This window comes from Falsigemmobacter intermedius (assembly GCF_004054105.1).
Lineage (GTDB): Bacteria > Pseudomonadota > Alphaproteobacteria > Rhodobacterales > Rhodobacteraceae > Wagnerdoeblera > Wagnerdoeblera intermedia.
In genome coordinates, this window is sequence record NZ_SBLC01000006.1 from 1 (window position 1) to 24,514 (window position 24,514).

At 63.6% G+C, this 24,514-nt stretch carries 20 protein-coding genes; 9 read left to right on the forward strand and 11 right to left on the reverse strand.

Going from position 1 to position 24,514, the window contains the following annotated elements; genetic code table 11:
• Nucleotides 1-300 precede the first annotated feature (300 nt).
• The 6 genes from rsmA to lptF all read right to left on the reverse strand — a co-directional run bounded on the left by rsmA (nucleotide 301) and on the right by lptF (nucleotide 7,746).
• Nucleotides 301-1,140, reverse strand: a complete 840-nt coding sequence (gene rsmA / locus EP867_RS05415; RefSeq protein WP_128487189.1) for a 16S rRNA (adenine(1518)-N(6)/adenine(1519)-N(6))-dimethyltransferase RsmA — start codon at nucleotides 1,138-1,140, stop codon at nucleotides 301-303.
• 14 nt (nucleotides 1,141-1,154) lie between these two features.
• Nucleotides 1,155-2,138 (reverse strand): 4-hydroxythreonine-4-phosphate dehydrogenase PdxA, encoded by a 984-nt coding sequence (gene pdxA / locus EP867_RS05420; protein WP_128487190.1) that lies wholly within the window; start codon nucleotides 2,136-2,138, stop codon nucleotides 1,155-1,157.
• 3 nt (nucleotides 2,139-2,141) lie between these two features.
• On the reverse strand, nucleotides 2,142-3,338 hold the full coding sequence (locus tag EP867_RS05425) for a peptidylprolyl isomerase (protein WP_164888772.1): 1,197 nt from the start codon (nucleotides 3,336-3,338) through the stop codon (nucleotides 2,142-2,144).
• A gap of 66 nt (nucleotides 3,339-3,404) precedes the next feature.
• Complete coding sequence (locus EP867_RS05430; protein WP_164888773.1) at nucleotides 3,405-5,525, reverse strand: LPS-assembly protein LptD; 2,121 nt, start codon at nucleotides 5,523-5,525, stop codon at nucleotides 3,405-3,407.
• 11 nt (nucleotides 5,526-5,536) lie between these two features.
• Complete coding sequence (gene lptG / locus EP867_RS05435; RefSeq protein ID WP_128487193.1) at nucleotides 5,537-6,634, reverse strand: LPS export ABC transporter permease LptG; 1,098 nt, start codon at nucleotides 6,632-6,634, stop codon at nucleotides 5,537-5,539.
• Nucleotides 6,631-7,746, reverse strand: coding sequence for an LPS export ABC transporter permease LptF (gene lptF / locus EP867_RS05440; RefSeq protein ID WP_128487194.1), 1,116 nt, complete (start codon nucleotides 7,744-7,746; stop codon nucleotides 6,631-6,633). The genes lptG and lptF overlap by 4 nt, the downstream gene beginning before the upstream one ends.
• Nucleotides 7,747-7,928: 182 nt before the next feature.
• Here lptF and EP867_RS05445 point away from each other — a divergent pair, with 182 nt between their 5' ends.
• From EP867_RS05445 to EP867_RS05455, 3 genes are read left to right on the forward strand one after another with little or no spacing between them, the layout of a single operon-like run.
• Entirely contained in the window at nucleotides 7,929-9,392 is a 1,464-nt protein-coding gene (locus tag EP867_RS05445; RefSeq protein WP_128487195.1) for a leucyl aminopeptidase, read from the forward strand.
• Nucleotides 9,393-9,407: 15 nt separating this feature from the next.
• A complete protein-coding gene (locus tag EP867_RS05450) occupies nucleotides 9,408-9,863 on the forward strand; it encodes a DNA polymerase III subunit chi (RefSeq protein ID WP_164888778.1) in 456 nt (151 codons plus the stop codon).
• A gap of 10 nt (nucleotides 9,864-9,873) precedes the next feature.
• Nucleotides 9,874-10,179 carry a hypothetical protein gene (locus tag EP867_RS05455; RefSeq protein WP_128487197.1) on the forward strand — a complete coding sequence of 102 codons (306 nt, stop codon included), beginning with the start codon at nucleotides 9,874-9,876 and terminating at the stop codon, nucleotides 10,177-10,179.
• Here the strand turns inward: EP867_RS05455 and EP867_RS05460 are convergent.
• Nucleotides 10,176-11,399, reverse strand: coding sequence for a TCR/Tet family MFS transporter (locus EP867_RS05460; protein ID WP_128487198.1), 1,224 nt, complete (start codon nucleotides 11,397-11,399; stop codon nucleotides 10,176-10,178). The two genes, EP867_RS05455 and EP867_RS05460, sit on opposite strands and share 4 nt — an antisense overlap.
• Before the next feature lie 4 nt (nucleotides 11,400-11,403).
• Nucleotides 11,404-12,072 carry an HAD-IA family hydrolase gene (locus tag EP867_RS05465; RefSeq protein WP_128487199.1) on the reverse strand — a complete coding sequence of 223 codons (669 nt, stop codon included), beginning with the start codon at nucleotides 12,070-12,072 and terminating at the stop codon, nucleotides 11,404-11,406.
• 218 nt (nucleotides 12,073-12,290) lie between these two features.
• Between EP867_RS05465 and EP867_RS05470 the strand changes: the two genes are divergently transcribed.
• Entirely contained in the window at nucleotides 12,291-12,974 is a 684-nt protein-coding gene (locus EP867_RS05470; RefSeq protein WP_128487200.1) for a DNA alkylation repair protein, read from the forward strand.
• Here the strand turns inward: EP867_RS05470 and EP867_RS05475 are convergent.
• The 3 genes from EP867_RS05475 to EP867_RS05485 are packed head-to-tail and all read right to left on the reverse strand — an operon-like array spanning nucleotide 12,971 to nucleotide 17,874.
• Entirely contained in the window at nucleotides 12,971-13,756 is a 786-nt protein-coding gene (locus tag EP867_RS05475) for a heme-dependent oxidative N-demethylase family protein (protein ID WP_241656823.1), read from the reverse strand. The genes EP867_RS05470 and EP867_RS05475 overlap by 4 nt on opposite strands.
• Complete coding sequence (mfd, locus tag EP867_RS05480) at nucleotides 13,753-17,343, reverse strand: transcription-repair coupling factor (protein WP_128487201.1); 3,591 nt, start codon at nucleotides 17,341-17,343, stop codon at nucleotides 13,753-13,755. Before mfd ends, EP867_RS05475 begins: the two co-directional genes overlap by 4 nt.
• A 3-nt stretch (nucleotides 17,344-17,346) precedes the next feature.
• Nucleotides 17,347-17,874 (reverse strand): component of SufBCD complex, encoded by a 528-nt coding sequence (locus tag EP867_RS05485; RefSeq protein ID WP_128487202.1) that lies wholly within the window; start codon nucleotides 17,872-17,874, stop codon nucleotides 17,347-17,349.
• A gap of 159 nt (nucleotides 17,875-18,033) precedes the next feature.
• Between EP867_RS05485 and hemB the strand changes: the two genes are divergently transcribed.
• The 5 genes from hemB (at nucleotide 18,034) to EP867_RS05510 (ending at nucleotide 24,448) form a co-directional block, all read left to right on the forward strand.
• A complete protein-coding gene (gene hemB / locus EP867_RS05490) occupies nucleotides 18,034-19,026 on the forward strand; it encodes a porphobilinogen synthase (protein WP_128487203.1) in 993 nt (330 codons plus the stop codon).
• A gap of 149 nt (nucleotides 19,027-19,175) precedes the next feature.
• Nucleotides 19,176-19,700: a lipid-binding SYLF domain-containing protein gene (locus EP867_RS05495; RefSeq protein ID WP_241656836.1), complete on the forward strand. Its 525-nt coding sequence runs from the start codon at nucleotides 19,176-19,178 to the stop codon at nucleotides 19,698-19,700.
• A gap of 174 nt (nucleotides 19,701-19,874) precedes the next feature.
• Entirely contained in the window at nucleotides 19,875-22,679 is a 2,805-nt protein-coding gene (gene gyrA / locus EP867_RS05500; RefSeq protein ID WP_128487205.1) for a DNA gyrase subunit A, read from the forward strand.
• 51 nt (nucleotides 22,680-22,730) lie between these two features.
• Nucleotides 22,731-23,312, forward strand: coding sequence for a retropepsin-like aspartic protease family protein (locus tag EP867_RS05505; protein ID WP_128487206.1), 582 nt, complete (start codon nucleotides 22,731-22,733; stop codon nucleotides 23,310-23,312).
• A gap of 47 nt (nucleotides 23,313-23,359) precedes the next feature.
• Nucleotides 23,360-24,448 carry a PA0069 family radical SAM protein gene (locus EP867_RS05510; RefSeq protein WP_128487207.1) on the forward strand — a complete coding sequence of 363 codons (1,089 nt, stop codon included), beginning with the start codon at nucleotides 23,360-23,362 and terminating at the stop codon, nucleotides 24,446-24,448.
• Nucleotides 24,449-24,514 lie beyond the last annotated feature (66 nt).

Below are 24,514 nucleotides of genomic sequence, written 5' to 3' on the forward strand. Positions count from 1 at the left end.
CCTCGATCGTACAGCGCCAACGGGGAGTATCGACGCAGGTCCCGTTACAGCATCTCATAACCAAAACATGACCGTTGCCGCGAGGATTATGGTGTGATTTTCTGCGGAGAACTGACCCTGCCTCATCTAACCCGATAAACACAGTTGCTAATACCCCCCCCCCCCGCGCCTCCCCCCCTTCGGGGCTTTGGCTTGTTCAAAATACTCCCGCCGGAGGCCGCGGCGCGCAGTGCCGCCCCTGAAAGACACCCAGGTCGTGACCACGCCGAAAGAAAAACCCCGCCGCAGCGGGGGTTTCTTTTACTTTGCCATCTCACGGGCGAGGGCACAAAAGCCCTCAAGCGGGATTTCTTCGGCGCGTCTGGTCGGCTCTATCCCGGCCGCGCGCAGCCGGTCTTCAATATCCGGCCCAAGGCTCTTCAGCGCAGAGCGCAGCATCTTGCGGCGCTGGTTAAAGGCCACAGCCGTCACCCGTTCCAGAACTTTCGGATCGGCCGGGAAGCGCGGCTCGGGCAGGGCGGTCAGATGGACCACAGCCGAATGCACCTTGGGGGGCGGCGAAAAGGCCTCCGGCGGCAGCGACAGCACGATGCGGGCATCGGTGCGCCACTGTGCCAGAATCGCCAGCCGCCCGTAGTGGTTCGAGCCGGGCTTTGCGACAATCCGCTCGGCGACCTCGCGCTGGAACATCAGCGTCAGGCTCTGCCAGAAGGCAGGCCAGACCTTCGGTGTCAGCCAGCGCACCAGAAGCTCAGTGCCGACGTTATAAGGCAGGTTGGCGCAGATCCGCACCGGTGCCTCAAGATGCTCCAGTACATTGACCTCAAGCGCATCGCCAAGGATGAACTCCAGCCGGCCCGGGTAATGCGCAGCGATCTCTTCCAGCGCCGGGATACAGCGCGGGTCTTTCTCCACGGCCAGCACTTTGCGCGCGCCTTCAGCCAGCAGACCGCGGGTCAGACCACCGGGGCCGGGGCCCACCTCCAGCACGTCGCAGCCGGTCAGATCGCCGGCCGCGCGGGCGATTTTTGACGTCAGGTTCAGATCGAGCAGGAAGTTCTGCCCCAGTTGTTTCTTCGCCACCAACTCATGCGTGGCAATCACCTCGCGCAGCGGGGGCAGGCCATCGAGAGCCGCCATCGGATATCCTTTCCTCAGCCCCGCCGGGCGGCACCGGCCATCTTCCAGGCCATGCGCAGCGCCGCGATCAGGGAGCCTGGTTCTGCAATGCCTTTACCGGCAATGTCAAACGCCGTCCCATGGTCCGGTGAGGTGCGGATGAAGGGAAGGCCCAGCGTCACATTGACGCCCTCATCAAAGGCCAGGGTCTTGATGGGGATCAGCGCCTGATCGTGATAGGCGCAGACCGCCACATCATAACCCGCCCGCGCGCGGGCATGAAACATCGTATCCGCAGGCAGCGGGCCCTTGAGCTCCAGCCCCTCCGCCCGAAGCCGCGCAATCAGGGCGTTCATCCAGGACAGCTCCTCCCTGCCCATGGCGCCACCTTCCCCCGCATGGGGGTTCAGTCCGGCCACCGCAATCCGCGGCGAGGCAATGCCGAAATCACGGATCATCGCCGCATGGGTGATGCGGATCGTTGTCTCCAGCAGCTCCGGCGTCAGCGCCTGCGGCACCTCAGAGAGCGCGATATGGATCGTGGCGGGCACCACCTTCAAAGTATCAGAGGCCAGGCACATCACCACATCGGCATCGCCGCCAAGGGCTGCCAGAAATTCGGTATGGCCGGGATAGGCAAAACCCGCACCGTCTTTCAGTGCCTTTTTGTGGATCGGTAAGGTGCAGACCGCAGAGGCGGCGCCGCTTTCGGCCAGCCGCACCGCCCGCTCGATTACCGAAATCACGCCCGCAGCATTGCGCGGATCGGGCTGTCCGGCGACCGCATCGCCCAGAAATTCATGGGGCAGCACCGGCAGAGTATGGGGCGGCACATCATGCGCCTCTGCCATGCTGTCGAGCGCCTGCCAGCGGGTGCCGGGCGGCAGATGGCGCGGATCGCCGATCCAGGCGAAAGGCAGTTCCGCCCCCAGAAGCGCGCGGGCGCGGATGGCAAGTTCGGTGCCGATGCCTGCGGGTTCACCGCAGGTCAGCGCGATCGGGGCAAGGGGGGCAGCCATGGCTCAGGGACGACGGATATGCGCGTTGGAGCGCAGTTCCTGCAGATAAAGATCGGCCTGGCCACCAATACGGCGCTCTGCCAGACGGGTGCGCACGGTGTTGCGATCAGGCTCGCCTGCGCTTTTCACCCGGCTCGAGCAATGCATCAGCACGACCTGAATATTGCCCTGCTTATAAAAGCTCATCTCATTTTCATCGAGACCGGCAAGGCGGCCCGCCACATCGCGCGGCAGCGCGGATTTCGCCACCGTCTGACGGGTCAGCTCACCGCCGAAAGCGTTGAGATCGGTGCAGGTCATCACGCGCGCCTGCAGACTGGCCAGCGTGGCCTCAGTTGCCGGAGTTCCGGCACCGGGCAGGCGAAGAATGGCGTAATCCACGCCGGTCGCCGCCGGGGTCACGCTGTCTTTCTGCTCAATATTGCGCAGCAGATAAATCCCATAGCGCCCGTCCGAGAGACGCACCGGCGGCGAGACCTGTCCCGGCTGCAGCCCGTTCAGCGCGCCGAGCACCTGCTGCGGCATGGTGCCGACATCGCGCCAGTCGGTGCGCCCGCCGTCCTGAGCGGTCTCACCCAGTGACTGGCTGCGTGCGGCGGCGGCGAAAGCGGCTTCGCCCTTCAACCCGGCGGAAAGTTCCTGCGCTTTGACGCGTTTGTCGGCGGGTAGGATGATTTCGGACAAAAGCACCCGCGTGGTGCCGCGCAGCGCCAGCGTCGAGAGCGCCAGATCGACATCGGATTCATAGATCGAGGCCATGGCCGAGGGGCCGAATTTTGCGCCGACAACTTCACGCCAGGCCATGCCGGCATGCACAAAGTCGCGGAAGGTTTCGCGGGCCACTCCGTTCGCCCCCAGAATGGCGACGAACTGCTCAACCGGAAGCTCAAAACGGGCGGCAAATTCCGCCATGCCCTCATCGATCTGCTTTGCCGGAATGCGCAGCTTCATGCGGTCCGCTGCGATCAGACGCAGGCGGTCTTCAATCAGCGATTTCTCCGCCTCCTGGGCCGGATCGCCGGGGGCGTTCAGCAGACGCATGAAGCGCATGCGCTGATCAAATTCGTAATAGGTAATAACCTTATCATCGACCAGCAGGCGGGGGGCAAAGGGCGAGGACTGCGCAGCAGCCGGTTGCAGCGGTGCGCTGACAAGGGCCAGGGCCAAAAGGGCGGTCGCTGCGGTGAAGGTCTGGCGCATCAGGATCTGTCCCGTTCCGTCTGTTCTGTCACTTATGTGCGTCATACGCGCTGCAAATACCAGCCCCTAGAAGCTGCAGCTGCGCGCAGCCGCCGATCCCGAGGGCCGTCCGCCAAAGCCCAGAAGATCCATCGAGAGGCTGAAGTTCGTCGAAGGGCGGATCGCGGCGGTGCCCGAGAATTTCCGGGTCAGCGCCATCTGAACTTTCAGGCATTCATTCAGATATTCAAGGCCCAGACCCGCGCGGGTCGGCTCATTGACGCCAAAGTCATAGCGGCCTGACGCCATGGCAGTCCAGTTTGAGGCCAGCTTGACGCGGCCATCAACCGACCACTCAGAGGTGTCGACAGGGCGGTTCTCAGACGGATCGGCATCCGCCCAGATCCAGGCAGCATCGAGGCCATAGCGCTCACGGCTGATCCCCATGCGCAGTTCTCCGCGCGAGAGATCAAAGCTGTCGTCAAAGGTCGCGCGGCCCTGAAAGCGCATGCCGCCCGCGGTCTGCAGATGGAGCGCACTGACCCAGCTCGACCGCCTGCCGTTCAACCCGCTGACGGGCGAGAACTGATTGTAATCGCTGAAGCGGAACACCCGGCCTGCGCTGGCGATCAGGCTGGTGCCGCCGGGGTAAATCCGGGTCCAGGAGAGGCCGGCATTGATGCGCCGTCCGCCCTCGCGGCGGTCATAGCCCGGAAAGCGGCTGAAGCCGAACAGATTGCCCTCATCAAATTCGACCAGGCCACTGTCGGAATTGGGAATTTGATCGGCATTGTTCTGCCGCGACCAGACAAATTCCACCACCGGCTCGATCACATCCGAGATGCCGGTCGCGCCCATTCGGGCCCAGGGCCAGCGCAGTTCCGTGCGCAGCATCGGCGTCGAGGTATAGACGCGGCTGTTGTAGCGGCTGTCCTGTCCGATGCGGTTCAGGTCGACTGCGGTGCCAATCTCTGCCGCCGCGAGAATGCCGCGCCCGAGCAGCCAGTCGCGCCGCCAGAGCGCCGTAAACCGCGCCTGGGACATATCGAGGCCGAAGATATCTTCGTCGGAACTGCGGCGGTGGCCATGGATATTGATACCGAATGTCAGCCTGCCACCAATGCCCGGCGCATCAAAGCGGCGCATCCACTCAAGATCCGCGATCAGCTGGGGCAGGCGGGAATTGCTTTCGCCGTCGCGGATCGAATGGCTGTGGCGCAGCCGCGCTTCGATCAGCTCATCCCGGCGGATCCGATTGACCTGCACCAGCGAATCGAGGCGGTCATCCTCAGAGAGGTCATAGTCACGCAGATAGGCGTCATCGGTGACCATACGACTGGTGAAATAAAGGCCAAAGCCGCGCGGCAGCGCGAAACTGCCGGTCACACCCAGCCAGCCGCGGCCCTGAGACATCGACTGGTCCCGGCTCAGCGCACCGCTGATTTCGATGTTTCCGGTGTTGAACGCCTGCCGGTAGCGCAGGCCCATCGACTGGACGTCTTTCGTGGCCAGAAGCGGCAGCAGCGTCAGATCCCGTGAGGGGCCGAGCGGGATGAAGTAGGGCACCTCAAGGCCGAACCCGAGCCGCGAGGTTGAGATCAGCCGGGGCGCCAGCACGCCGCGGGCGCGGTCGAGCGTGGGGTCCGGCATGCGGAAGTGCGGCAGCCAGGCCACCGGCACGCCGAACATGCGCAGCTGGGCATTGTCGAAATAGATCTGCCGCTCAAGCTCGTCGTGAATGATCCGCTGGGCGCGGATTTCCCAAAGCGGCGTCGGATCATCGGCGCAGATCTGACAGGAGGAGGCAACGGCGCGGCTGAGAACCGTGTGGCGGCCTTCCACGCGCTGCATTTCACTGGCGGCCAGCTGCAGCTGACGGTCCATCACCACGCGGGCCGATTGCAAAAGGCCGTTGCGCAGATCGGCTGAAAGCTCAGCCGCGTTGGCCAGAACCACGGTGCCGCCCGGCTCGGTCAGAGTGATCGGCCCCTGGATTTCAAGACCGCCGGTGGCGCGGTCGTAGCGCACCTCTGAGGCCCGCAGCACGGCGCCCTCATGGATCACCTCAACGCCGCCGCGCGCCACAAGCTGGCTGGTGCCGTTCAGGCTGACCTGGTCGGCGACAAGCGTTGCAGGCGCGCTGTCCTGAGCCACGGCGGCAAAGGCGGTCGCTGCAACCAGCGCGCTCGAAAGGATAAGTCTGCGCAAAGCCGGCCGCATCAGCCATCCTCCAGGTGCAACAGTAAACCAAGTGCTGCGAGAACAGCCACAGTGGGCGGTGCCCAGGCGGCAAGATCAACGGGGATCTGGCCATTCTCACCCAAAACCTGCGCGAAGTTGCGCAAAAAGAACAGTGCAAAGCCCGCCAGAACCGCCAGCAGGACCCGCACCCCGGTGCGCCCGCCCCGGGTGTGGTGCATGGTAAAGCCCGCAGCAATCAGGACCATGGCCGCAAGCGTCAGGGGCAAAGCCAGTTCGCGCTGCAGCCAGACCTGATGCTTGCGCGCCGAAAATCCGGCCCGCTCCAGGCCCTCGATGAAACCGGGCAGGTCCCAGATGGCAATCGCATCTGGGGTGCTGAAGCTCTCGCGGATTTTGGCCGCGTCCAGGTCGGTGGCAAGCTCTGCCTCAGCGCGAATGCGGGCGTTTTTTTCAGGATTGGCCTCGCTGAAATGCCATTCTTTCAGATCGCGCAGCAGCCAGGAGCCGCGGCGCAGTTCTGCCTCACGGGCTTCAATGCGGCTGACGGGCAGCCCCTCGATATCGAAGGCCAGGAAAGAAACGCCGTAAAGATGCGTGCCGTCATGGTTGGCGCGGTCGGCGCGGATCACGATCTGACCCTCCGCATTGCCCTGGCGCAGCCAGAGCCCTTCGCGGCTTACCGAAAGCACCGAAGGATTGCCGCCCGAGAGCCGGGTGATCAGCTCATCTGCCACCCGCGCCGTGGAGGCCACCATCGGGTTAAAAAGGGTGACGCAGATCACCCCCAGCACCAGAGCCCCGAAAACCGGTGCCGCCACAGCCCGAAGGGCAGAGCGGCCTGCGGCACGGATGACCACCAGTTCAGAACTGCGTGCAAGGCTCAGAAACATCGAGATCGCGCCAAAGAGCGCCACCAGCGGCAGAATGCGGTAAAGCCCGCCCGACAGATTCAGCGCTGCGACCTCTGCCGCAGACCAGATGCCCGCAGCTTCCGTATCGGCGAGCTTGCGGATCTGCTCAACCATATCGATCAGCAGCAGGATGCCCGCAAAGACCGCGGTCACCAGCAAAAAGGACAGGAAAAACCGCCGAAGCAGATAAAGGCTCAGCGTCATGCCGCGGCCCTCCGCGGGCGTGTCTCGCGCTGCGACCACCAGAGCAGAACAGCAGAGAGTGCAAGACCCGTCAGCGGCGCAGCCCAGACCAGCGGCCAGAGGCGCGCATCACGGATGCCGATGGATTCCGCACCATTGGCGATCATCTGCACCAGGACCAGGCCGACAGAGCCGCCCAGAAGCTGCCGCCAGAGGCCAAAGCGCGAGAAGGCCCCGATCAGCAGGGCCGAAAAACCGATGAGTGCAGCCGCCGTCGCAAGGAAGGGCTGCGCCAGACGGTTATGACCTTCCCAGATCAGCAGCGAGAGGCTGCGACCGGTCTCACTCGCAAGGGCCTGATCGGCGGTCAGAAGTTCCCAGGTAGAGAGGGTGCCGTCATCGCGCCGCGCGCCGCCGCCCGGCCCGAAGAGGCTGTCGAGATCATAGGTGAAATCGGCGAAATGTGTCACCGCAAGGCGCATCCCCTGGTGGCTCAGCGTCTGCGCCATGCCATCGACCAGAACCAGCTTCGGCCCGGAGACATTTTTCGACAGATAGCCGCGCTTTGAGGTGTAGGAGGTCCGCGCCTCAGGGTTGCGGGCATCGGCGAGATAAATGTCGCGCAATTCCCCGGTCTCGGTGATGTCGCGGATGTAGAGGGTGATCCCCTCAACCGGGAACTGAAACACCCCGGGCCGCAGCATACGCGAGGTGACGTTCTCGGTGATCGCTGCCTGACGCTCGCTCAGGGCCTGCCGGCTGGCGGGCACCAGGACATTGACAAGGACCATCATGATCATCGCCACGATCAGCCCGAAATAAAGCACCGGACGCGCCAGACGGAAGGAGGAAAACCCGGTGGCCTGCATCACCACCAGCTCCGACTCGCGGCTGAGGCGGTTCGTGACATAGGCCGAGGCCGCAAAGGCTGCGACCGGCAGAACCATACGGATCACATTGGGCAGCGTCAGCACGGTCATTTCCAGAAAGACCAGCGCAGACTGCCCGTCTCCGATCAGCCGGTCAAAAAGCGACACCGCACGGTTGACCCAATAGACCGCCACCAGGATCAGCGCGAAGAACCCGAACAGCATCAGAAACTGTGACAGCAGATATCTGTCGAATCGGGACAAAGCAGGCATCCTGGTGAAGGGCATAGGTCTCGCTTTTCTAGACCGGAACCCCCTCGGGGGAAACCGGTTTTTCCATCTGAATCACCGCATCGGCAAGGGGTCGCAGGGGGGGCGTCCCGCAGGCTCTGGTCAAGCTTTGGGCGCGGCGTTAGGCTCCGCCCCGAACCGATCCGGAGCGTGATATGACCACACCAGTTGCCATTCAGTTTGATGCCTTTGACCCTGAGACCCTTGCCGGTGTTACCGGGCGTCTCGTCCTGCTTTGCGGCACGGAAATCAAAGGCACGGCTGCGAAAAAGCTTGCCCGCCTGATGAAGGGCCAGCTTGAGCGCGCTGTCAGCTCTGAGGCCTATGCAAAACTCAAAGGCGGCGAGGCGCTGGAGATCCGCTTTCCGGCCGGGCTGGCCTGCGATGTGCTGCAGCTGGTGAAGCTTGAGCCAAAGGCCGATGTCGCCACCGCGCGCCGGGCCGGTGCGACCATCGGGGCCGCGCTGGATCAGCGCCCGACGACCGTGATCGCGGTCGGGGTGCAGCGCGCGGCAGAGGTCTCTTTCGGGCTGGCGCTGCGGGCCTATAAATTCACCGAGCGCAAATCGACGGAGGCCGCAGAGGCGGGCGCGGTGCGCGTGCTCGTCACCGAGCCTGAGGCAGTGGCGGCCCAGGCGGCGCCCTTTGCTGCGGTGACTGAAGGGGTCTTCTTCACCCGCGACCTGGTGTCCGAGCCTGCCAATATCCTGACCACCAATGATTTCGCCGCCCGTCTGGCCGCGATGCAGGAGCTGGGCCTTGAGGTCGAGATCCTGGAAGAGGAGGAGCTGCGCGCCCTTGGCATGCACACGCTGCTGGCGGTGGGCATGGGTTCTGAAAGCCCCTCTAAGGTCGTGATTATGACCTGGAAGGGCAAGGGCGAAGGTGCACCGCTGGCGCTGGTCGGCAAGGGCGTCTGCTTTGATTCGGGCGGCATTTCTCTGAAGCCCGGCGCGGGCATGGAAGAGATGACCATGGATATGGGCGGCGCGGCCGTCGTCTCGGGCGTGATGCGGGCGCTGGCTTTGCGTAAATCTCCCTCGCATGTCGTGGGCATTGTGGGGCTTGTCGAAAACATGCCCTCGGGTCGTGCGCAGCGTCCGGGTGACATTGTCACCTCGATGAAGGGCACCACAATTGAGGTGACCAATACCGACGCTGAAGGCCGCCTCGTGCTGGCCGATGTGCTCTGGTACACCCAGCAGCGGTTTAAGCCCTCGGCCATCATTGATCTGGCGACCCTGACCGGGGCGGTCATGGTGGCGCTTGGCATGGACAACACCGGCGTCTTCTCCAACAACGATGCCTTCTGTGATGAGTTCATGGCGGCCGCAAAGGCCGAGCAGGAGCCGGCATGGCGTCTGCCGCTGGATGAAAAGCTTGACGCCACGCTGAAGTCCGATCTGGCGGATATCCGCAACTCCACCGGCTCGCGCTACGGCGGCGCAGGCCTTGCAGCCTGCTTCCTGCAGCGCTTCATTGAGCCGGAGATGCCCTGGATCCACCTCGATATCGCCGGTACCACGCTGACCAAGACCGGCACCGATTACTCGGGCAAGGGCGCGACGGGCTGGGGCGTTCGCGCGATCAACCGGCTGATCGCCGCCCGTGAGGGCTGAGCCTTGGGCTATGCGCTGTTTTTCCGGCTCTCACACACCCCCGTGGAAGAGCTGGTGCGCATCAACACCACCCGCGCGCTGGCCCAGGGCTGGCGCGTGGTGATCCGGGGGCGCGATATCGGCGCCCTCGACCGTCTGGATGAGGCGCTCTGGCGCGATCCTGCGGATGGATTTCTGCCTCATGGCGTCGCGGGCGGGCCGCATGATGCGGCGCAGCCCGTGCTGCTGACGCTGGGGGCGGAGCGGCCCAATGGCGCTCAGGCCCTCATCGCGCTGGAGGGGGCGGAGGTCACGCCCGGCGAGATTGCGGAACTGGAACGCGTCTGGATCGTCTTTGACGGCAATGATGAGCTGGCCCTGCAGGTCGCGCGCAGCCAGTGGCGTGCGCTGACCGGCGCGGGGGCAGAGGCGGAATTCTGGTCTGAAGCCTCAGGCCAGTGGCGCAAAGAGGCGGACAACCGCAAATCCTGAGGAGGATGGCATGAAGGCGTTTTGGGGTCTGACTTTGGCGGCAGGGCTCAGCGCCTCGCCCGCGGCTGCTGCCCTCTCGGGCTGGTATGACAGCGCCGAAAAGATCGCCGTGATCCTGGCTGACGCCGCGATTGCCGATCAGCACCGCCAGATGCCGCTGCGCGGGATCGAAAACATTGGCACCAATAAAGACGGCGCCGATCTGTGGCAGGTGGAAAGCCAGGAGTGCCGGATGCAGGTGGCGCTGCGGGCTGTGCCGCCCAAAGGGGTCGGGAAAACCACCTATGAAGTGGCGGGCCGCAGCGCCTGCGATTAACGCCGCTCGCGGCCCGGGTCTTTGACGGCGACCAGATAGATCACCAGCGCCAGCGCCAGCACGGCGGAGGAGAGGAAAAATCCGGCATCCGGCGTGCGGATCGGGGCCGCCGGAGACATGAAATAGCTGAACATCTGCGTGAAAGTCACCGTGCCTGCCAGCATCGCCAGATTGGTCAGCGCGGCGATGCCGCCCTGCAACTCCCCTTGGGCGTTATCCGGCACCATCCGCGTCATCCGCGCCATCAGCATGGGCTGCACAAAGCCCTCCGGCCCGTGGACGAACATCAGCAGCACCACACCCCACATCGTGCCGGTGATGCCATAGCAGGCTGCCGCGACGATCCCGCAGATCAGCCCGATCATCGCCACCCGATGCTCTCCCAGGCGGCGCACGGAAATGCCGGTCAGACCGCCCTGGAAGCCCGCAAGGATCAGACCGAAGATCGCCAGCGTCAGACCGATCGTGGCCTCAGTCCAGCCGAATTTCGCCATGCCCCAGAAGGGCCAGATGGCCGGGTAAACGGCAGAGCCGAAATAAAAGGTCACCAGCACCGCACAGATCGGGATCACGCCGGGATAGGTGGTGAAGACGCGGAAGGCACCGAAGGGATTGGCCCGCTTCCACTCAAAGCGGCGGCGTTTGCGTTTGGGCAGGGTTTCGGGCAGCACAAACCAGCCATAGGCGCAGTTGGCAAAAGAAATCGCCGCGGCGACCCAGAAGGGCACCCTGGGGCCGAGTTCGCCGAGCAGCCCGCCGATGGCCGGGCCGATCACAAAACCCGTGCCGAATGCCGCGCCCATCAGGCCATAGGCCTTCGCGCGGTTCGCGGGCGTGGTCACATCAGCAATATAGGCATTGGCAATAACCCAGCTTGACCCGCAGATCCCCGCCAGAAGCCGCCCGACAAAGAGCCAGAACAGCGTCGGCGCAACTGCAGAGAGCAGATAATCCATCCCCAGACCGAAAATCGCCAGCAGCAGCATGGGGCGGCGGCCGTAGCGATCCGACAGATTGCCCATGATCGGCGCGAAGAGAAACTGCGCCATGGAATAGACGAAATACATCCACCCCGCGATCACCGCGGCATCCTCAAGGCCAAGGCGGCCCACCTCTTCCACCAGCGCGGGCAGGACAGGGATAATAATCCCAAAGCCGATCATATCGATCAGAACCGTGATCAGCACGAAACCGAAGGCGGGGGCGATGGGGGTCTTCATCTGCTCAGGCCGCGGGACAAAGCTGCGACAGAAGGGCAGGCAGGTCAGGGTAGGCTGAGACGACGCCGTCGGGGTTCATCCCGCGCACCAGATCCCCCTCCGGCCCGAGGGTGACAAGGATCACCGGGACCCCGGCATTCTCAGCGGTCTTGCGATCGGTAATGGTGTCGCCCACCAGCACCGAACGCTCGCGACGCCCGCCGGCAAGCTCAATCGCATGCCACAAAGGCGCGGGGTCGGGCTTGCGCACAGGCAGGCTGCCCGCGCCGACCAGAGCGTCGAACAGATCCAGAGTGCCAAGCGCGCGCAGAAGTTTCTCTGCCAGATCAACGGGTTTGTTGGTGCAAATGCCAACCCGCCAGCCATCGCGCTTCAGCGCTTCGATGGTTTCAACCGCCTCCGGGAAGAAGCGGGTTTCGCGGCAGATATCGGCCTCATAGGCCCCCAGCAGCACCGGCTGCCAGCGATCGAGATCACTCTCCCCCCAACCGAGGTTCATGATCTCAGACCCGCGACGCAGCATGGCCCGGCTGCCGAATCCCGCAACGGGCGCATCTTTTGCGGTCAGCGGACGGCCATGCCCGGCCTTCTCAAAGGCGTGATTGGCCGCAGCGAGCAGATCCGCTGCCGTATCCGCCAGCGTACCGTCGAGGTCAAAAATGACTGAGCGCATGGAAAGTCCTGTCGCTTTAGCTGTCGCGCGGGCTGCGCCTGGCGCAGGGCGTACCCCTGCCGAACCCGTTTGAAAAGCAGTTTCTGAACCGATGGTTCCGCTTGTGGCCGCCGCGCCATAGCGACGCGGGCGGATTTCGCGCTTGTGACCCGGGCTCTGCGGCTTTACCGAAGCGGTTTCTGCCGGTATCCCGGCCTGAACCGGACACGGAGAGTGATATGCTGGCTGAAGACGCGCTTGAGCATCTGAAAACCCTTGGTGATGTGCAAAAAGCCGCCGAAGCTGCCGCCTGGCACAAGGTGGACCGCCCCTATCTGGGCATCGCACCGGCTGTGATCGACGGGCTGGCCCGCGAATGGCGGCAAAGCCTGAGCCTGGAAGAGCGTCTGGCGCTGGCCGATGGCCTTTGGCAGAGCGGTGTTCACGACGCGATGATGGCGGCGGCAAAACTGCTTGAGCAGGCGCGCATCCGTCCCTCCGATGAAGAGGCTTTCGCGCTGATTCTTGCCTGGCTGCCCGGTGTTGAAGGGGCCGCGCTCTCCGATCAGCTGGCGGTGGCCGGGGCGAAGCGGCTGCTGGCAGATCCTTCGCGTGTGGAGGCGCTGGAGCCCTTCGTCACCGCTGAGAACCGCTGGGCGCGGCGCTCGGTTCTGCTGATGCTGAGCCCTTGGGCGAAGATGAACAACCCGAAGGAAGCGGATCTGGCGATCCGTGACCGCGCGCTGCTTTGGGCCGGAACTTTAATTTCGGACCGCAACTGGTTCATTCAGAAAGCTGTTTCGGGTTGGATTGCGGATCTTTCGCGCCACGACGAGGCCCGCGCCCGCGCCTTTATCGACGCTCATGGCGCTGCGCTGAAGAGCTATGCGCTGAAGGAATCCGGGCGTTTCCTGAAAGACTAAGGGTGCAGCGCCCGAAACGCCTTCAAGGCCTCGGGCGCGACCTGATCGACATGCACCACGGTGGTGTGGATCGAAAACACCACGGCGCGCGACTTCGGCAGGCGCAGCAGGGCCTGCCGCTCTGAGCGCAGATAGGGCCTGCTGGCGGGTTTGGGGCGCATCTCACCCTCGCGGCGCGGCTGAAACAGCGCCGGGCCTTCATAAAGCAGAGCATTCGAGCGCCAGAGCGGCTGGCCGGGCCGAATGGCATCAAAGAGACGCTGCACCCGCGCTGCGAGATTTTCGTCATACTCCGGCACCGGGCGGTGGATCCCGCTCAGCGGCCTGCCGATCTTTTCGCTCAGCGTCCAGCTGGCGGGAAAGCACAGGATCGCCGCTTTCATCACATGCTCGCGCCCCTCGGGCAGATGGATGACAAAATCCTCCTGGACAAGCCTGCCAAGCGTGATCAGAGGTTCGTCAAATTTAATCGGAATCCGGCAGTTGTCTGGTCGGGTTACCGCATCTTTTTCAAATAGATATGAGCCGTTCTTCATCAAAAGGCTGAGCGTCTCTGACAGCAGTTCCTGCGTCGCGTCAAAGGCCTCTGGCAGCAGTGCATGCACAGTGGAGCGCTGCCGCTCAATCAGCCCATCGCGCAGCCGCATCTGTCCCGCGAAGGCTTCGTCCTGAAAGATCCAGTCCTCAGGCGCAAGCGGACGGATGCCCGGCAGCTTCGCGCTGACCGGATCCATCCAGGGCATGTGGACCAGTCGGTCCTGAAGGACCGGAACCGGGCTCACTCCCACCGTTTCGGACCCTTGCCGCGCGGCAGGGGCCGACGCTCAACCGGAACGCGGCGCAGCGGGGTGGCCGGTGCTTTCGGGGGCGGCGCGGGTTTGTGGATCGGCGGCGGCACGGCTTTTGGCGGCGCTTTCGGCGCGGCGGAGGAGGGCTTGGCCTTCTCCGCCAGATCGCGGGCAATGGCGAAGCTGCCTTTGATCTTCTCGGCGTCATTGGGCCAGTCGCGGGCGATGATCAGCTTGTTGTCTTTCAGCTTCACATTATGCGGATCGGCCTGCAGATATTCGACCAGACCGCCCGGATTGGGGAATTTATCGGCGTGGAACTGCACCGTGGCCCCTTTGGGCCCGGCGTCCAGCCGTCCGATCCCGGCGCGTTTGCACATCGCTTTGATCCGCATGACCAGCAGCAGCGTGTTCACCTCTTTCGGCACCGGGCCGAAGCGGTCGATCAATTCAGCCGCAAAGCCTTCAAGCTCAACCTTGCCCGAGAGCCCCGACAGGCGGCGGTAGAGCCCGAGACGCACGTCGAGATCGGGGATATAGGCTTCGGGGATCAGCACCGGCACGCCAAGGTTAATCTGCGGTGCCCAGTCGCTGTCGAGCGACTGCGGCCCCTCAATCTCGCCCGAGCGGATCTTGGCGATCGTCTCTTCCAGCATGTGCTGGTAAAGCTCAAAGCCCACTTCTTTAATGTGACCCGACTGCTCCTCGCCCAGGAGGTTGCCCGCACCGCGCTGGTCAAGGTCATGGGAGGCGAGGTTAAAGCCCGCACCCAGACTGTCGAAACTGGCCAGGAGTTTCAGCCGCCGTTCCGCCTGGGGTGTCAGCGGGCTGCGGGGTTTGGTGGTCAGGTAGCAATAAGCGCGGGTTTTCGAACGGCCCACCCGGCCACGGATCTGGTAAAGCTGGCTCAGGCCGAACATATCAGCGCGGTGGATGATCATCGTATTCGCGGTGGGGATGTCGAGGCCGGATTCCACGATTGTGGTGGCCAGCAGCACATCGGCCTTGCCGTCGTAAAAATCGTTCATCCGCTGGTCGAGCTCACCCGCCGCAAGTTGGCCATTGGCGACGATGAAGCTCACCTCCGGGACCTGATCGCGCAGGAACTCTTCCATATCCGGCAGATCCGAGATGCGCGGCACCACGAAGAAGCTTTGCCCGCCGCGGTATTTCTCGCGCAAAAGCGCTTCGCGGATCGTGACGCCGTCAAATTCCGAGACATAGGTGCGGATCGCCAGGCGATCGACCGGGGGCGTCGCGATGACCGAGAGATCGCGCACGCCCGATAGCGAAAGTTGCAGCGTGCGCGGGATCGGCGTTGCGGTCAGCGTCAGCACGTGGATGTCAGAGCGCAGTTCCTTCAGCCGCTCTTTATGTGTCACGCCGAAGTGCTGCTCTTCGTCGATGATGAGCAGGCCAAGGTTTTTGAACTTCACCGCCTGGGCCAGGACCGCATGGGTGCCGACGACGATATCCACCGAGCCATCGGCCAGACCTTCACGGGTTTTCGCGGCCTCTTTGGCCGTCACGAAGCGCGAGAGTGGTTTAACATTCAGCGGGAAACCTTTGAAACGGGCCTCAAAACTGCGGAAGTGCTGCCGCGCGAGCAGGGTGGTCGGGGCGACCACGGCGACCTGCATCCCGGACATCGCCGCGACAAAGGCGGCGCGCATCGCCACTTCGGTTTTACCAAAGCCCACGTCGCCTACGACCAGGCGGTCCATCGGGCTGCCCTGGCCGAGATCTTCCAGAACGGCGGCGATGGAGGCGAGCTGATCGTCGGTCTCCACATAGGGGAACCTTGCGCAGAAGGCATCCCAAAGCCCCTCCGGCGGGGTGAGGATCGGGGCGGCGCGCAGGGTGCGCTCTGCCGCGACCCGCATCAGGCGGTCGGCGATTTCGCGGATCCGCTCTTTCAGTTTCGCCTTGCGGGCCTGCCAGGCACCGCCGCCGAGCTTGTCGAGAAGCCCCTCCTCATGGCCATAGCGTGAGAGCAGCTCGATGTTTTCGACCGGCAGATAAAGTCGGTCACCACCTGCGTATTCCAGCGCCAGACAGTCATGCGGCGCGCCGAGGGCATTGATGGTCTCAAGCCCCTTAAAGCGCCCGATGCCATGCTCAATATGCACCACCAGATCGCCCGGGGTGAGCGATGTGGTGCTTTGCAGGAAGTTTTCGGCCTTCTTCTTGCGGCGCGGGCGGCCGATCATCCGGTCGCCTAAGATGTCCTGCTCGGAAATGACTGTCAGGCCCGGGGCCTCAAAGCCCTCTTCCAGGCCCCAGATCACCAGGAAAAGCTGGCCCTTGCCCTTTTTATACTCGGGCAGCGCGCGCAGATCGGCCACCGCTTCCGCGCCGGTCAGCCCCTGATCGGCCAGAAGCCCGGCCATCCGCTCCCGCGAACCCTCTGAGTGATGGGTCAGCACCACATGGCCGTGCTGGCGACGCGCCCGGATATGATCGGCGAGGGCCCCAAAGAGGTTCAGCCCCTCGGTCTGACGCTCAATGGCGAAGTTTTTGCCTCTGCGGGCACCGGCATCGATCACACCGGGCCCGGGCGGCTGCGGCGCGCCGTGGAAGCGCACCACGCGGCGGTCCGCAATGGCTGCGAGCCAGGCCTCTTCGTCGAGATAGAGAAGTCCGGGAGGCGCGGGCTTATAGGGGCTGTCGAGCCGTGCCTTATTGCTCAGCGCTTCGCGGCGGGCGTCATATTGCTCAGAGATCTGATGCCAGCGGGCGTCGCGCACGGCGTCAAGCTGGTCGTCCATGGTGACGGTGGCACCCGGCAGGAAATCAAAGAGCGTGGCGAGGCTTTCATGGAAAAAGCCCATCCAATGCTCCATGCCGGCGTACTTGCGCCCCGCACTCACCGCCTCATAGAGCGGGTCGTCCTGACCCCCGGTGCCGAACTCCACCCGGTAATTCTGGCGGAACCGCGCGATGGCCGCCTCATCCAGGATGATCTCAGAGACCGGCGAGAGATCCACGGAGGTCAGCCGCTCGCCCGAGCGTTGGGTCTCGGCGTCAAAGCGGCGGATGCTGTCGAGCTGATCGCCGAAGAAATCAAGCCGCACCGGGCCCTCATGGCCGGGGGGCCAGATATCCACGATGCCACCGCGGATGGCGCAGTCGCCGGGCTCCGTCACCGTGGGGGAATGCGAAAAGCCCGCACGCACAAGGAAGGCCCGCAGGGCCGCCTCGTCCACGCGGTCACCGACCTGGGCGATAAAGCTTGCGCGCAGCACGGTCTCGCGGGTGGGCACGCGTTGCATGGCGGCCGAAAGGGTGGTGACCACGATGGGTGGCACCGGCAGGCCATGGCTCAGCGCCGCGAGCACCGACATCCGCATGGCCGAAAGCTCGGGGTTGGGCGAGATCCGGTCATAGGGCAGGCAGTCCCAGGCCGGGAAATGAAGCACTACCCGGGCGGGATCGAGCACCGAAAGCGCCTCAATCATCGCAGCCGCGCGTTTGTCGTCGCGCGCAATATGCAGCACCGGTCCATTGGCACGGTCAGCTTCAAGAAGAACGCGGGTGGCGTCAAAACCCTCGGGCGCACCGCCCGTCAGCAAAAGAGGCATGGGTCAGTTTCCCAAAAACGAGGCGGAGAGATTTTGATACATCCCCCACATGGAAGTCACAAAGATCGCAATCATCCCGATCAGCTGCACGAAGAAGCGGTGCCGCGCGATCAGGGCGAAGGTCTCTTCAGGGCCGGGCTGCTGTTCGATGCGCAGGCAGGCGCGGCGGGAAAGGGCCGCAATCAGCATGGCGGGCACCAGCAAAAGCGCCAGAGCCTGCGCGAGATGCAGCCCGTAATGAAAGCCCAGCACCACCAGCAGGCTCAGGGCGCAGAAGACGGCGCCGGTCAGAAGCGTGCCACCGGTCCGGGTGATATGGCCGATGCGGCGGGCATGGATGGCGGCCAGGGTGCAGACATCGCGGATGACCTGCGGGTCCTGGCTTCTGCGCGCCCGTGCCACCAGATCCCAGGGCACACCCAGCACGAAATGGCTGGCCCGCGACCACATGACCGCCAGGGCTATCCAGAACCAGAGGTTGGAGAAGCTGTAGAAGTCGATGATCTGTGGCAGCAGGCGCAGGATGTCCACCCGGGGTCAGGCTCCGTCTGAAAGGCTCTGCATCTGTCTAGCGCTGCAGGGGCGGTTTGCCCAGAGAGTTCGGGCAGGCTGCGCCGTGCGGGTCTTCAGGCTTGAGCGGGGGGGCAGATCATGGCAGGACAGGGCATCTTTGTTGATGGGAAGCCCGCTATGACCTTCGCAGATTACCCTGCCACCCGCTTTCGCCGCCTGCGCCGCACGCCGGCACTTCGCGATCTGGTGCAGGAGCACCGTCTGTCTGCGGCGGATCTGATCTGGCCGGTGTTCATCCGTGAAGGCCACAACACCGAAGAGCCCATCGCTTCGATGCCTGGTGTCTCGCGTCTGACGTTGGACCGTTTGCTGGTGCGCGCCACCGAGGCCCATGAGGCCGGCGTTCAGGTGATCTGTCTTTTCCCCTATACCGACCAGTCGCTGCGCACTGAGGATTGTGCCGAGGCCTGGAGCCCCGAGAACCTGACCAACCGCGCGATCCGCATGCTGAAAAAGGAGCTGCCCTCGCTGGCGGTGATGACGGATATTGCGCTCGATCCCTATAATGCCAATGGCCATGACGGCTTTGTGGTCGACGGCGTCATCGTCAATGATGAAACCGTTGAGGCGCTGGTCAAAATGGCGCTGGCTCAGGCCGAAGCGGGGGCCGATATTCTGGGGCCGTCGGATATGATGGACGGTCGCATTGGTGCCATGCGCGCGGCGCTGGAGGAGAATGGCCATCAGGATGTGACCATCATGTCCTATTCGGCGAAATATGCCTCCTGCTTCTATGGCCCTTTCCGCGATGCGGTTGGCGCTTCGGGCCGTCTGGTCGGCGATAAAAAGACCTATCAGATGAACCCCGGCAATTCCGATGAGGCGCTGCGCCTCGTTGCCCGCGACCTGGCTGAGGGCGCGGATATGGTCATGGTGAAACCGGGCATGCCCTATCTCGATATCTGCACCCGCGTGAAGCGCGAGCTGCAGGTGCCGACCTTCGCCTACCAGGTCTCGGGTGAATATGCGATGCTGAAGGGCGCTGCGCAGAATGGCTGGATCGATGGGGAGAAATCCATGCTCGAGAGCCTTTTGTGCTTCAAGCGCGCGGGCTGCGACGGGATTCTCACCTATTTCGCGGTAGATGTTGCAAAATATCTGAAGGGCTGATCAGCGCCACTTCGCCGTTCTGTCGCCCTGCGGGGTGACAGAACGGAAATTTCTGCCTAGTGTGTCAGGCAATAAGCGGGAACAACCCCGCACAAAGGCGGAGCAGACAGATGACAGCCACCACCCTTCTGCAGCGGCGCGGGCTTCTTATGGGGCTCGGGGCGAGTTTTGGTCTCGCAGCCTGTGCCAATGGCATCGGCTCGACCGGGGGCGCTACGATTGATGCACGGGTCGATGCGACCCGCGACTACCTTTACAACCGCTATCCCGGCACCCGCGATCTGGCGATGAAAGCCGTGGGCATCCTTTATATGCCGCTGATCACCGAGGCCGGTTTCGGCTTTGGCGCAGGCTTCGGGCAGGGCGCTTTGCGCATCAACGATATTACCGTTGATTACTACTCAGCTACCCGCGCCACCGTCGGTTTTCAGATCGGCGCACAGCAATACGCCCATGCGCTTTTCTTTATGACCGAGCAGGCGCTTGGAGAATTCCGCCAGAACCACGGCTGGGCGGTGGGTGCGGATGCCCGTTACGCGCTGCCCGATCAGGGCGGATCGATCGGCAAGGAAAGCACTGAAAACGCGCCGGTCGTGGCCCTGGTCTTCGGGCAGTCCGGTCTGATCGCCGGTGCAACCCTCGCCGGGATCAAATACACCCGCATTATTCCGTGATCCCGAGGGGTCATTTGCATTAAATCGCAAAGGCGGCCCGCTGAGGGGCCGCCTTTTGTGTCCTGTGGACCCCTACAGGGCGACGCTTCGCTTGCTCCTGCGGCAGCAGGTGGCTATAGTCCGGGGCAATGATATCCAGGGTGCCCGCACCCCAAATCCAGAGATCGAGCAAACGTGAGCGACCTTCCGGAAGACACCGATACCTCCGCCGAACTGCCTGAACGTCCGGTCCATTCCGGTCCTCAGGTCGATATCTCGGCAGAGATGAAAACGGCCTATCTCGACTATGCGATGTCGGTCATCGTCTCGCGCGCGATCCCGGATCTGCGCGACGGGCTGAAGCCGGTCCACCGCCGCATCCTTTATGCGATGAATGAGGTGGGCAATACTTTCGATAAACCCTATCGGAAGTCCTCGCGCCCGGTGGCCGATACCATGGGGAAATATCACCCGCATGGCGACTCGGCGATCTATGACGCGCTGGTGCGGATGGCGCAGCCCTTCTCGATGAGCCTCGTTCTGCTCGACGGTCAGGGCAACTTCGGCTCGATGGACGGCGATCCGGCCGCAGCCTTCCGTTACACGGAAGTGCGGATGGCCAAGACCGCAAACTTCCTGCTGGCTGATATCGACAAAGATACCGTCGATTTCCAGGACAACTACGACGGCAAAGACCAGGAGCCGGTGGTTCTGCCCGCCCGCTACCCGAACATGCTCGTCAACGGGGCAGAGGGGATCGCGGTCGGTATGGCGACCCGTATCCCGCCGCATAACCTGGGCGAAGTGATCGACGGCACGCTGGCGCTGATCGAAAACCCCGACCTCTCGACTGAGCGTCTGATGGAGATCATCCCGGCACCGGACTTCCCGACGGGTGGTCTGATCCTTGGCCGGGCCGGGGCGCGCAAAGCCTATCTGGAAGGCCGCGGCTCGATCATCATCCGCGCCAGGACCCATATCGAAGAGATCCGCAAAGACCGCTACGCCATCGTGGTCGACGAAATTCCCTATCAGGTGAACAAAGCCACCATGATTGAGAAGATCGCCGAACTGGTGCGCGACAAGCGCCTCGAGGGCATCTCCGGTGTGGCCGACGAATCCGACCGGATCGGCGTGCGTGTAGTGATTGAACTCAAGCGCGACGCAACGCCGGATGTGGTTCTGAACCAGCTCTTCCGTTTTACGCCGATGCAGGTGAGCTTCGGCGCGAATATGCTGGCGCTGAACGGCGGCCGCCCGGAAACGCTCGCGCTGCGCGATTTCCTGACGCATTTCCTGCATTTCCGCGAAGAAGTCGTGGTGCGCCGCACCGCCTTTGAGCTGAACAAAGCCCGTGACCGCAGCCATATTCTTTGCGGTCTGGCTGTCGCCGTCTCCAACGTCGATGAGGTGGTGCGGACCATCCGTGCCTCGTCTGATGCGGCAGAGGCGCGTGAAAAGCTGATGACCCGGCGCTGGCCGGCGGCTGAGATTGAGGTCTATATCCGCCTTGTCGATGATCCGTCGCATAAGATGAATGACGACGGCACCTATAACCTGTCGGAAACTCAGGCCCGCGCGATCCTCGATCTGCGCCTGCAGCGTCTGACGCAGCTGGGTGTGTCGGAAGTCACCGGCGAGCTTGAAGAGCTGGCCGCAAAGATCAAAGAATTCCTGACGATCCTTGGTTCGCGTGAGCGCATCCTCGGCATCATCTCGGATGAGCTGCGCGAAGTGAAAGAGCTTTTCGCCGTGCCGCGTCGCACCGAGATCGCCGAATGGGGCGGCGACATGGAAGACGAGGATCTGATCGAGCGCGAGGATATGGTCGTGACCATCACCTCGGGCGGCTATATCAAGCGCACGCCGCTGGCCGAATTCCGCGCCCAGCGTCGCGGCGGCAAGGGTCTGTCGTCGATGGCGACGAAGGAAGACGATGTGGTGACCACGCTCTTTGTGGCCAATACCCACACGGCGCTTCTCTTCTTCACCACCACCGGCATGGTCTATCAGCTGAAGACCTGGCGTCTGCCGCTGGCGGGCCGCACCGCCAAGGGCAAAGCCATCGTCAACATCCTGCCGATCGAGCCGGGTGTCTCGGTCGCAGCGCTGATGCCGGTCGATGCGCCTGAGTTGGAGTGGGATAACCTTCAGGTCGTCTTCGCGACCTCGGAAGGCGATGTGCGCCGCAACGCGCTGTCGGATTTCACCAATATCATGCGCAACGGCAAAATCGCGATGAAGCTGCCCGAGGGCGTGACCCTCGTGAACGCCCGCATCGCCGATGAGAACGATGACGTTCTGCTGGTGACCCGTATGGGCCGCGCGATCCGCTTCCCGACCACCGATGTGCGCGTCTTTAAGGGCCGCGATTCGACCGGGGTGCGCGGTGTGAAACTGGCCGAAGGCGATGAGGTCGTCTCGATGGCCGTGATCCGCCATACCGAAGCCACGCCGGAAGAGCGCGTTGCCTATATCCGCATGAAACGCGCGATGGAGGGCCAGGTTGAGGAAGATCAGGCTGAGGTCGCGGATGACGAAGATGGCGTTGAAGCCGGTTCGCTCAGCACCGAGCGCTATGCCGAGATGTCGGCGCTGGAAGATCTGCTGCTGACCGTGACCTCGAAGGGTCTGGGCAAGCTGACGTCGAGCTATGATTATCCGGTGCGCGGTCGCGGCGGTATGGGCGTGCGCGCCACCGATGCGGCGATGCGTGGCGGCCCGCTGGTTGCCGTCTTCCCGGTGGAGCGCTCGGATCAGGTCATGCTGGTGACTTCGTCGGGGCAGTCGATCCGTATTCCGGTTGAAGGCATCCGTTTCATGGCCCGTTCGGGCGGTGGGGTCCGGGTTCTGAACCTGTCCGGCTCGGAAGAAGAGATCGTTTCGGTCGCGCGGATTGCAGAGGCGGCGGAAGAGGACGTGATCGGCGCGGAGGCCACGGCAGAGACGGCGGCTCCGGAGGGCTCAAGCCCGCCTGACGCAGGTGCTATGGACGCGTAACGGCTGAGGGCCGGCCCGGAAAGGGCCGGCCCTTGTGCTGAGGGAAGGCCGATGTTTGAAGACGATCTGGGACGCTTGATTTATCTGGTGCTTCTGCTTGGCGCCCTGGGCGGATGGGCGCTGGTTGAATCGCGCGGCCGTTTTGGTCAGTTCACCCGCCAGGCGCTGGCCTGGCTGATGATCTTCGGCGCGATGGCCGCCGGTTACGGCCTTTACAAAGACATGGGGTTCGGCAGCCAGCAGACCCTGGTCAGCGATGCAGGTCTGCCCCGGCTGGAGCTGAAGCGCAGCGGGGACGGGCATTATTATCTGGCCCTCGCGGTGGATGGCGTGCCTTTGCGCTTTATGGTGGATACCGGCGCCAGCAGCATCGTGCTCTCAGATCGTGACACCGATCGGCTGAACATTGACCGCACGAAACTGGCTTATCTGGGTCAGGCGCGCACCGCCAATGGCACTATCCGCACCGCTCAGGTGACCCTGCGCAACGTCACCCTTGAGGGGCAGCCGATGGGGGATCTTCAGGCCTCGGTCGGGGACGGGCCTTTGGGGGTGTCGCTTCTGGGCATGGATTTCCTTAACCGCTTCTCAAAGGTTGAGATTGCCCGCGACAGGCTGATCCTGACGCCCTGACGGGGCTGTGACTTGATCACGTTCGTGAAATGTTCCAGACATGTTCCATGTCTGAACCGGATCCGACCCTGCCATCTCATCTGCGACTGCGTGCGCGCGGAACTGCGTCCAACGCCGCGGGGCGCTTTGAGCGTGAAACGCGCGAGCGTTTTGACGATGGCTGGGATCTGACAGAGGAAGAGCGCCTGCTGCGCACCGAGGTGCGGGAGGAGGTGCCTCGCTCAGCCCTTACCTATAACCGCTCGCCCGATCTGCCCTTTGACCGCTCGGTCAATCCCTATCGGGGGTGCGAGCATGGCTGCGTCTATTGTTTTGCCCGGCCCAGCCATGCCTTTCTGGGGCTTTCCCCGGGGCTTGATTTTGAGACCCGGCTGATCGCGCGGCCAGGCATTGCCGATGTGCTGGCGCGGGAACTGCGGGCGAAATCCTATCAGCCGGGCGTCATCGCTTTGGGCACGAATACCGATCCCTATCAGCCTGTCGAGGCACGCTACGGGTTGATGCGGCAGATTTTGCAGGTGCTCTGCGATCATCATCATCCCGTGGCCGTTACGACCAAAGGAACCTTGGTTGAGCGCGATATTGATCTGCTCTCGGTCATGGCCGCGCGGGTGCAGGCGGGGGTGGGCGTCTCGCTGACCACGCTCGACCCCGATCTCGCGCGGCGGATGGAGCCGCGCTGCCCCTCTCCCGCGCGGCGGCTGCAGACCATCCGCAGGCTGGCCGATGCCGGGATCCCGGTGCGGGTGATGATCTCGCCACTGGTGCCGGGGCTGAGCGATCATGAGGCGGAGGCGATCTTAGAGGCGGCCTATGAGGCCGGGGCGCGGCGCGCGACCTGCATTCCGCTGCGTCTGCCGCGAGAGGTCTCGGGGCTCTTTCAGGCCTGGCTGAGCCATCACTACCCTGACCGTGCGGCGCATGTGATGAACCGGGTGCGGGAGATGCACGGCGGGCGTGATTACGACCCCGACTTCGGCCGCAGGATGCGCGGGCAGGGGCTTTGGGCGGATCTGCTGAAGGCGCGGATCAATGTTGCCTTAACCCGGCTGGGCTATGACCGGAGCCCGATCCCGCTGAGCCTTGAGGGGTTTCGCCTGCCCTCACGACCCGGCGATCAGCTGAGCCTGTTTTAGCCCGGAAAGGCTGAGCGCCGCCTGTCACTGCGGATTGATGCGGGCTTGCTTTGACCAGGGGCGGAG

Coding starts and splice junctions, on each gene's coding strand:
- EP867_RS05495 (WP_241656836.1), top strand. CDS start 19,176: ATGGGGCTCGGGGCGAGTTTTGGTCTCGCAGCCTGTGCCAATGGCATC.
- EP867_RS05445 (WP_128487195.1), top strand. CDS start 7,929: ATGACCACACCAGTTGCCATTCAGTTTGATGCCTTTGACCCTGAGACC.
- lptG (WP_128487193.1), bottom strand. CDS start 6,634: ATGACGCTGAGCCTTTATCTGCTTCGGCGGTTTTTCCTGTCCTTTTTG.
- rsmA (WP_128487189.1), bottom strand. CDS start 1,140: ATGGCGGCTCTCGATGGCCTGCCCCCGCTGCGCGAGGTGATTGCCACG.
- mfd (WP_128487201.1), bottom strand. CDS start 17,343: ATGCCTCTTTTGCTGACGGGCGGTGCGCCCGAGGGTTTTGACGCCACC.
- EP867_RS05460 (WP_128487198.1), bottom strand. CDS start 11,399: ATGAAGACCCCCATCGCCCCCGCCTTCGGTTTCGTGCTGATCACGGTT.
- hemB (WP_128487203.1), top strand. CDS start 18,034: ATGACCTTCGCAGATTACCCTGCCACCCGCTTTCGCCGCCTGCGCCGC.
- pdxA (WP_128487190.1), bottom strand. CDS start 2,138: ATGGCTGCCCCCCTTGCCCCGATCGCGCTGACCTGCGGTGAACCCGCA.
- EP867_RS05455 (WP_128487197.1), top strand. CDS start 9,874: ATGAAGGCGTTTTGGGGTCTGACTTTGGCGGCAGGGCTCAGCGCCTCG.
- EP867_RS05505 (WP_128487206.1), top strand. CDS start 22,731: ATGTTTGAAGACGATCTGGGACGCTTGATTTATCTGGTGCTTCTGCTT.
- EP867_RS05425 (WP_164888772.1), bottom strand. CDS start 3,338: ATGCGCCAGACCTTCACCGCAGCGACCGCCCTTTTGGCCCTGGCCCTT.
- EP867_RS05510 (WP_128487207.1), top strand. CDS start 23,360: ATGTCTGAACCGGATCCGACCCTGCCATCTCATCTGCGACTGCGTGCG.
- EP867_RS05465 (WP_128487199.1), bottom strand. CDS start 12,072: ATGCGCTCAGTCATTTTTGACCTCGACGGTACGCTGGCGGATACGGCA.
- EP867_RS05470 (WP_128487200.1), top strand. CDS start 12,291: ATGCTGGCTGAAGACGCGCTTGAGCATCTGAAAACCCTTGGTGATGTG.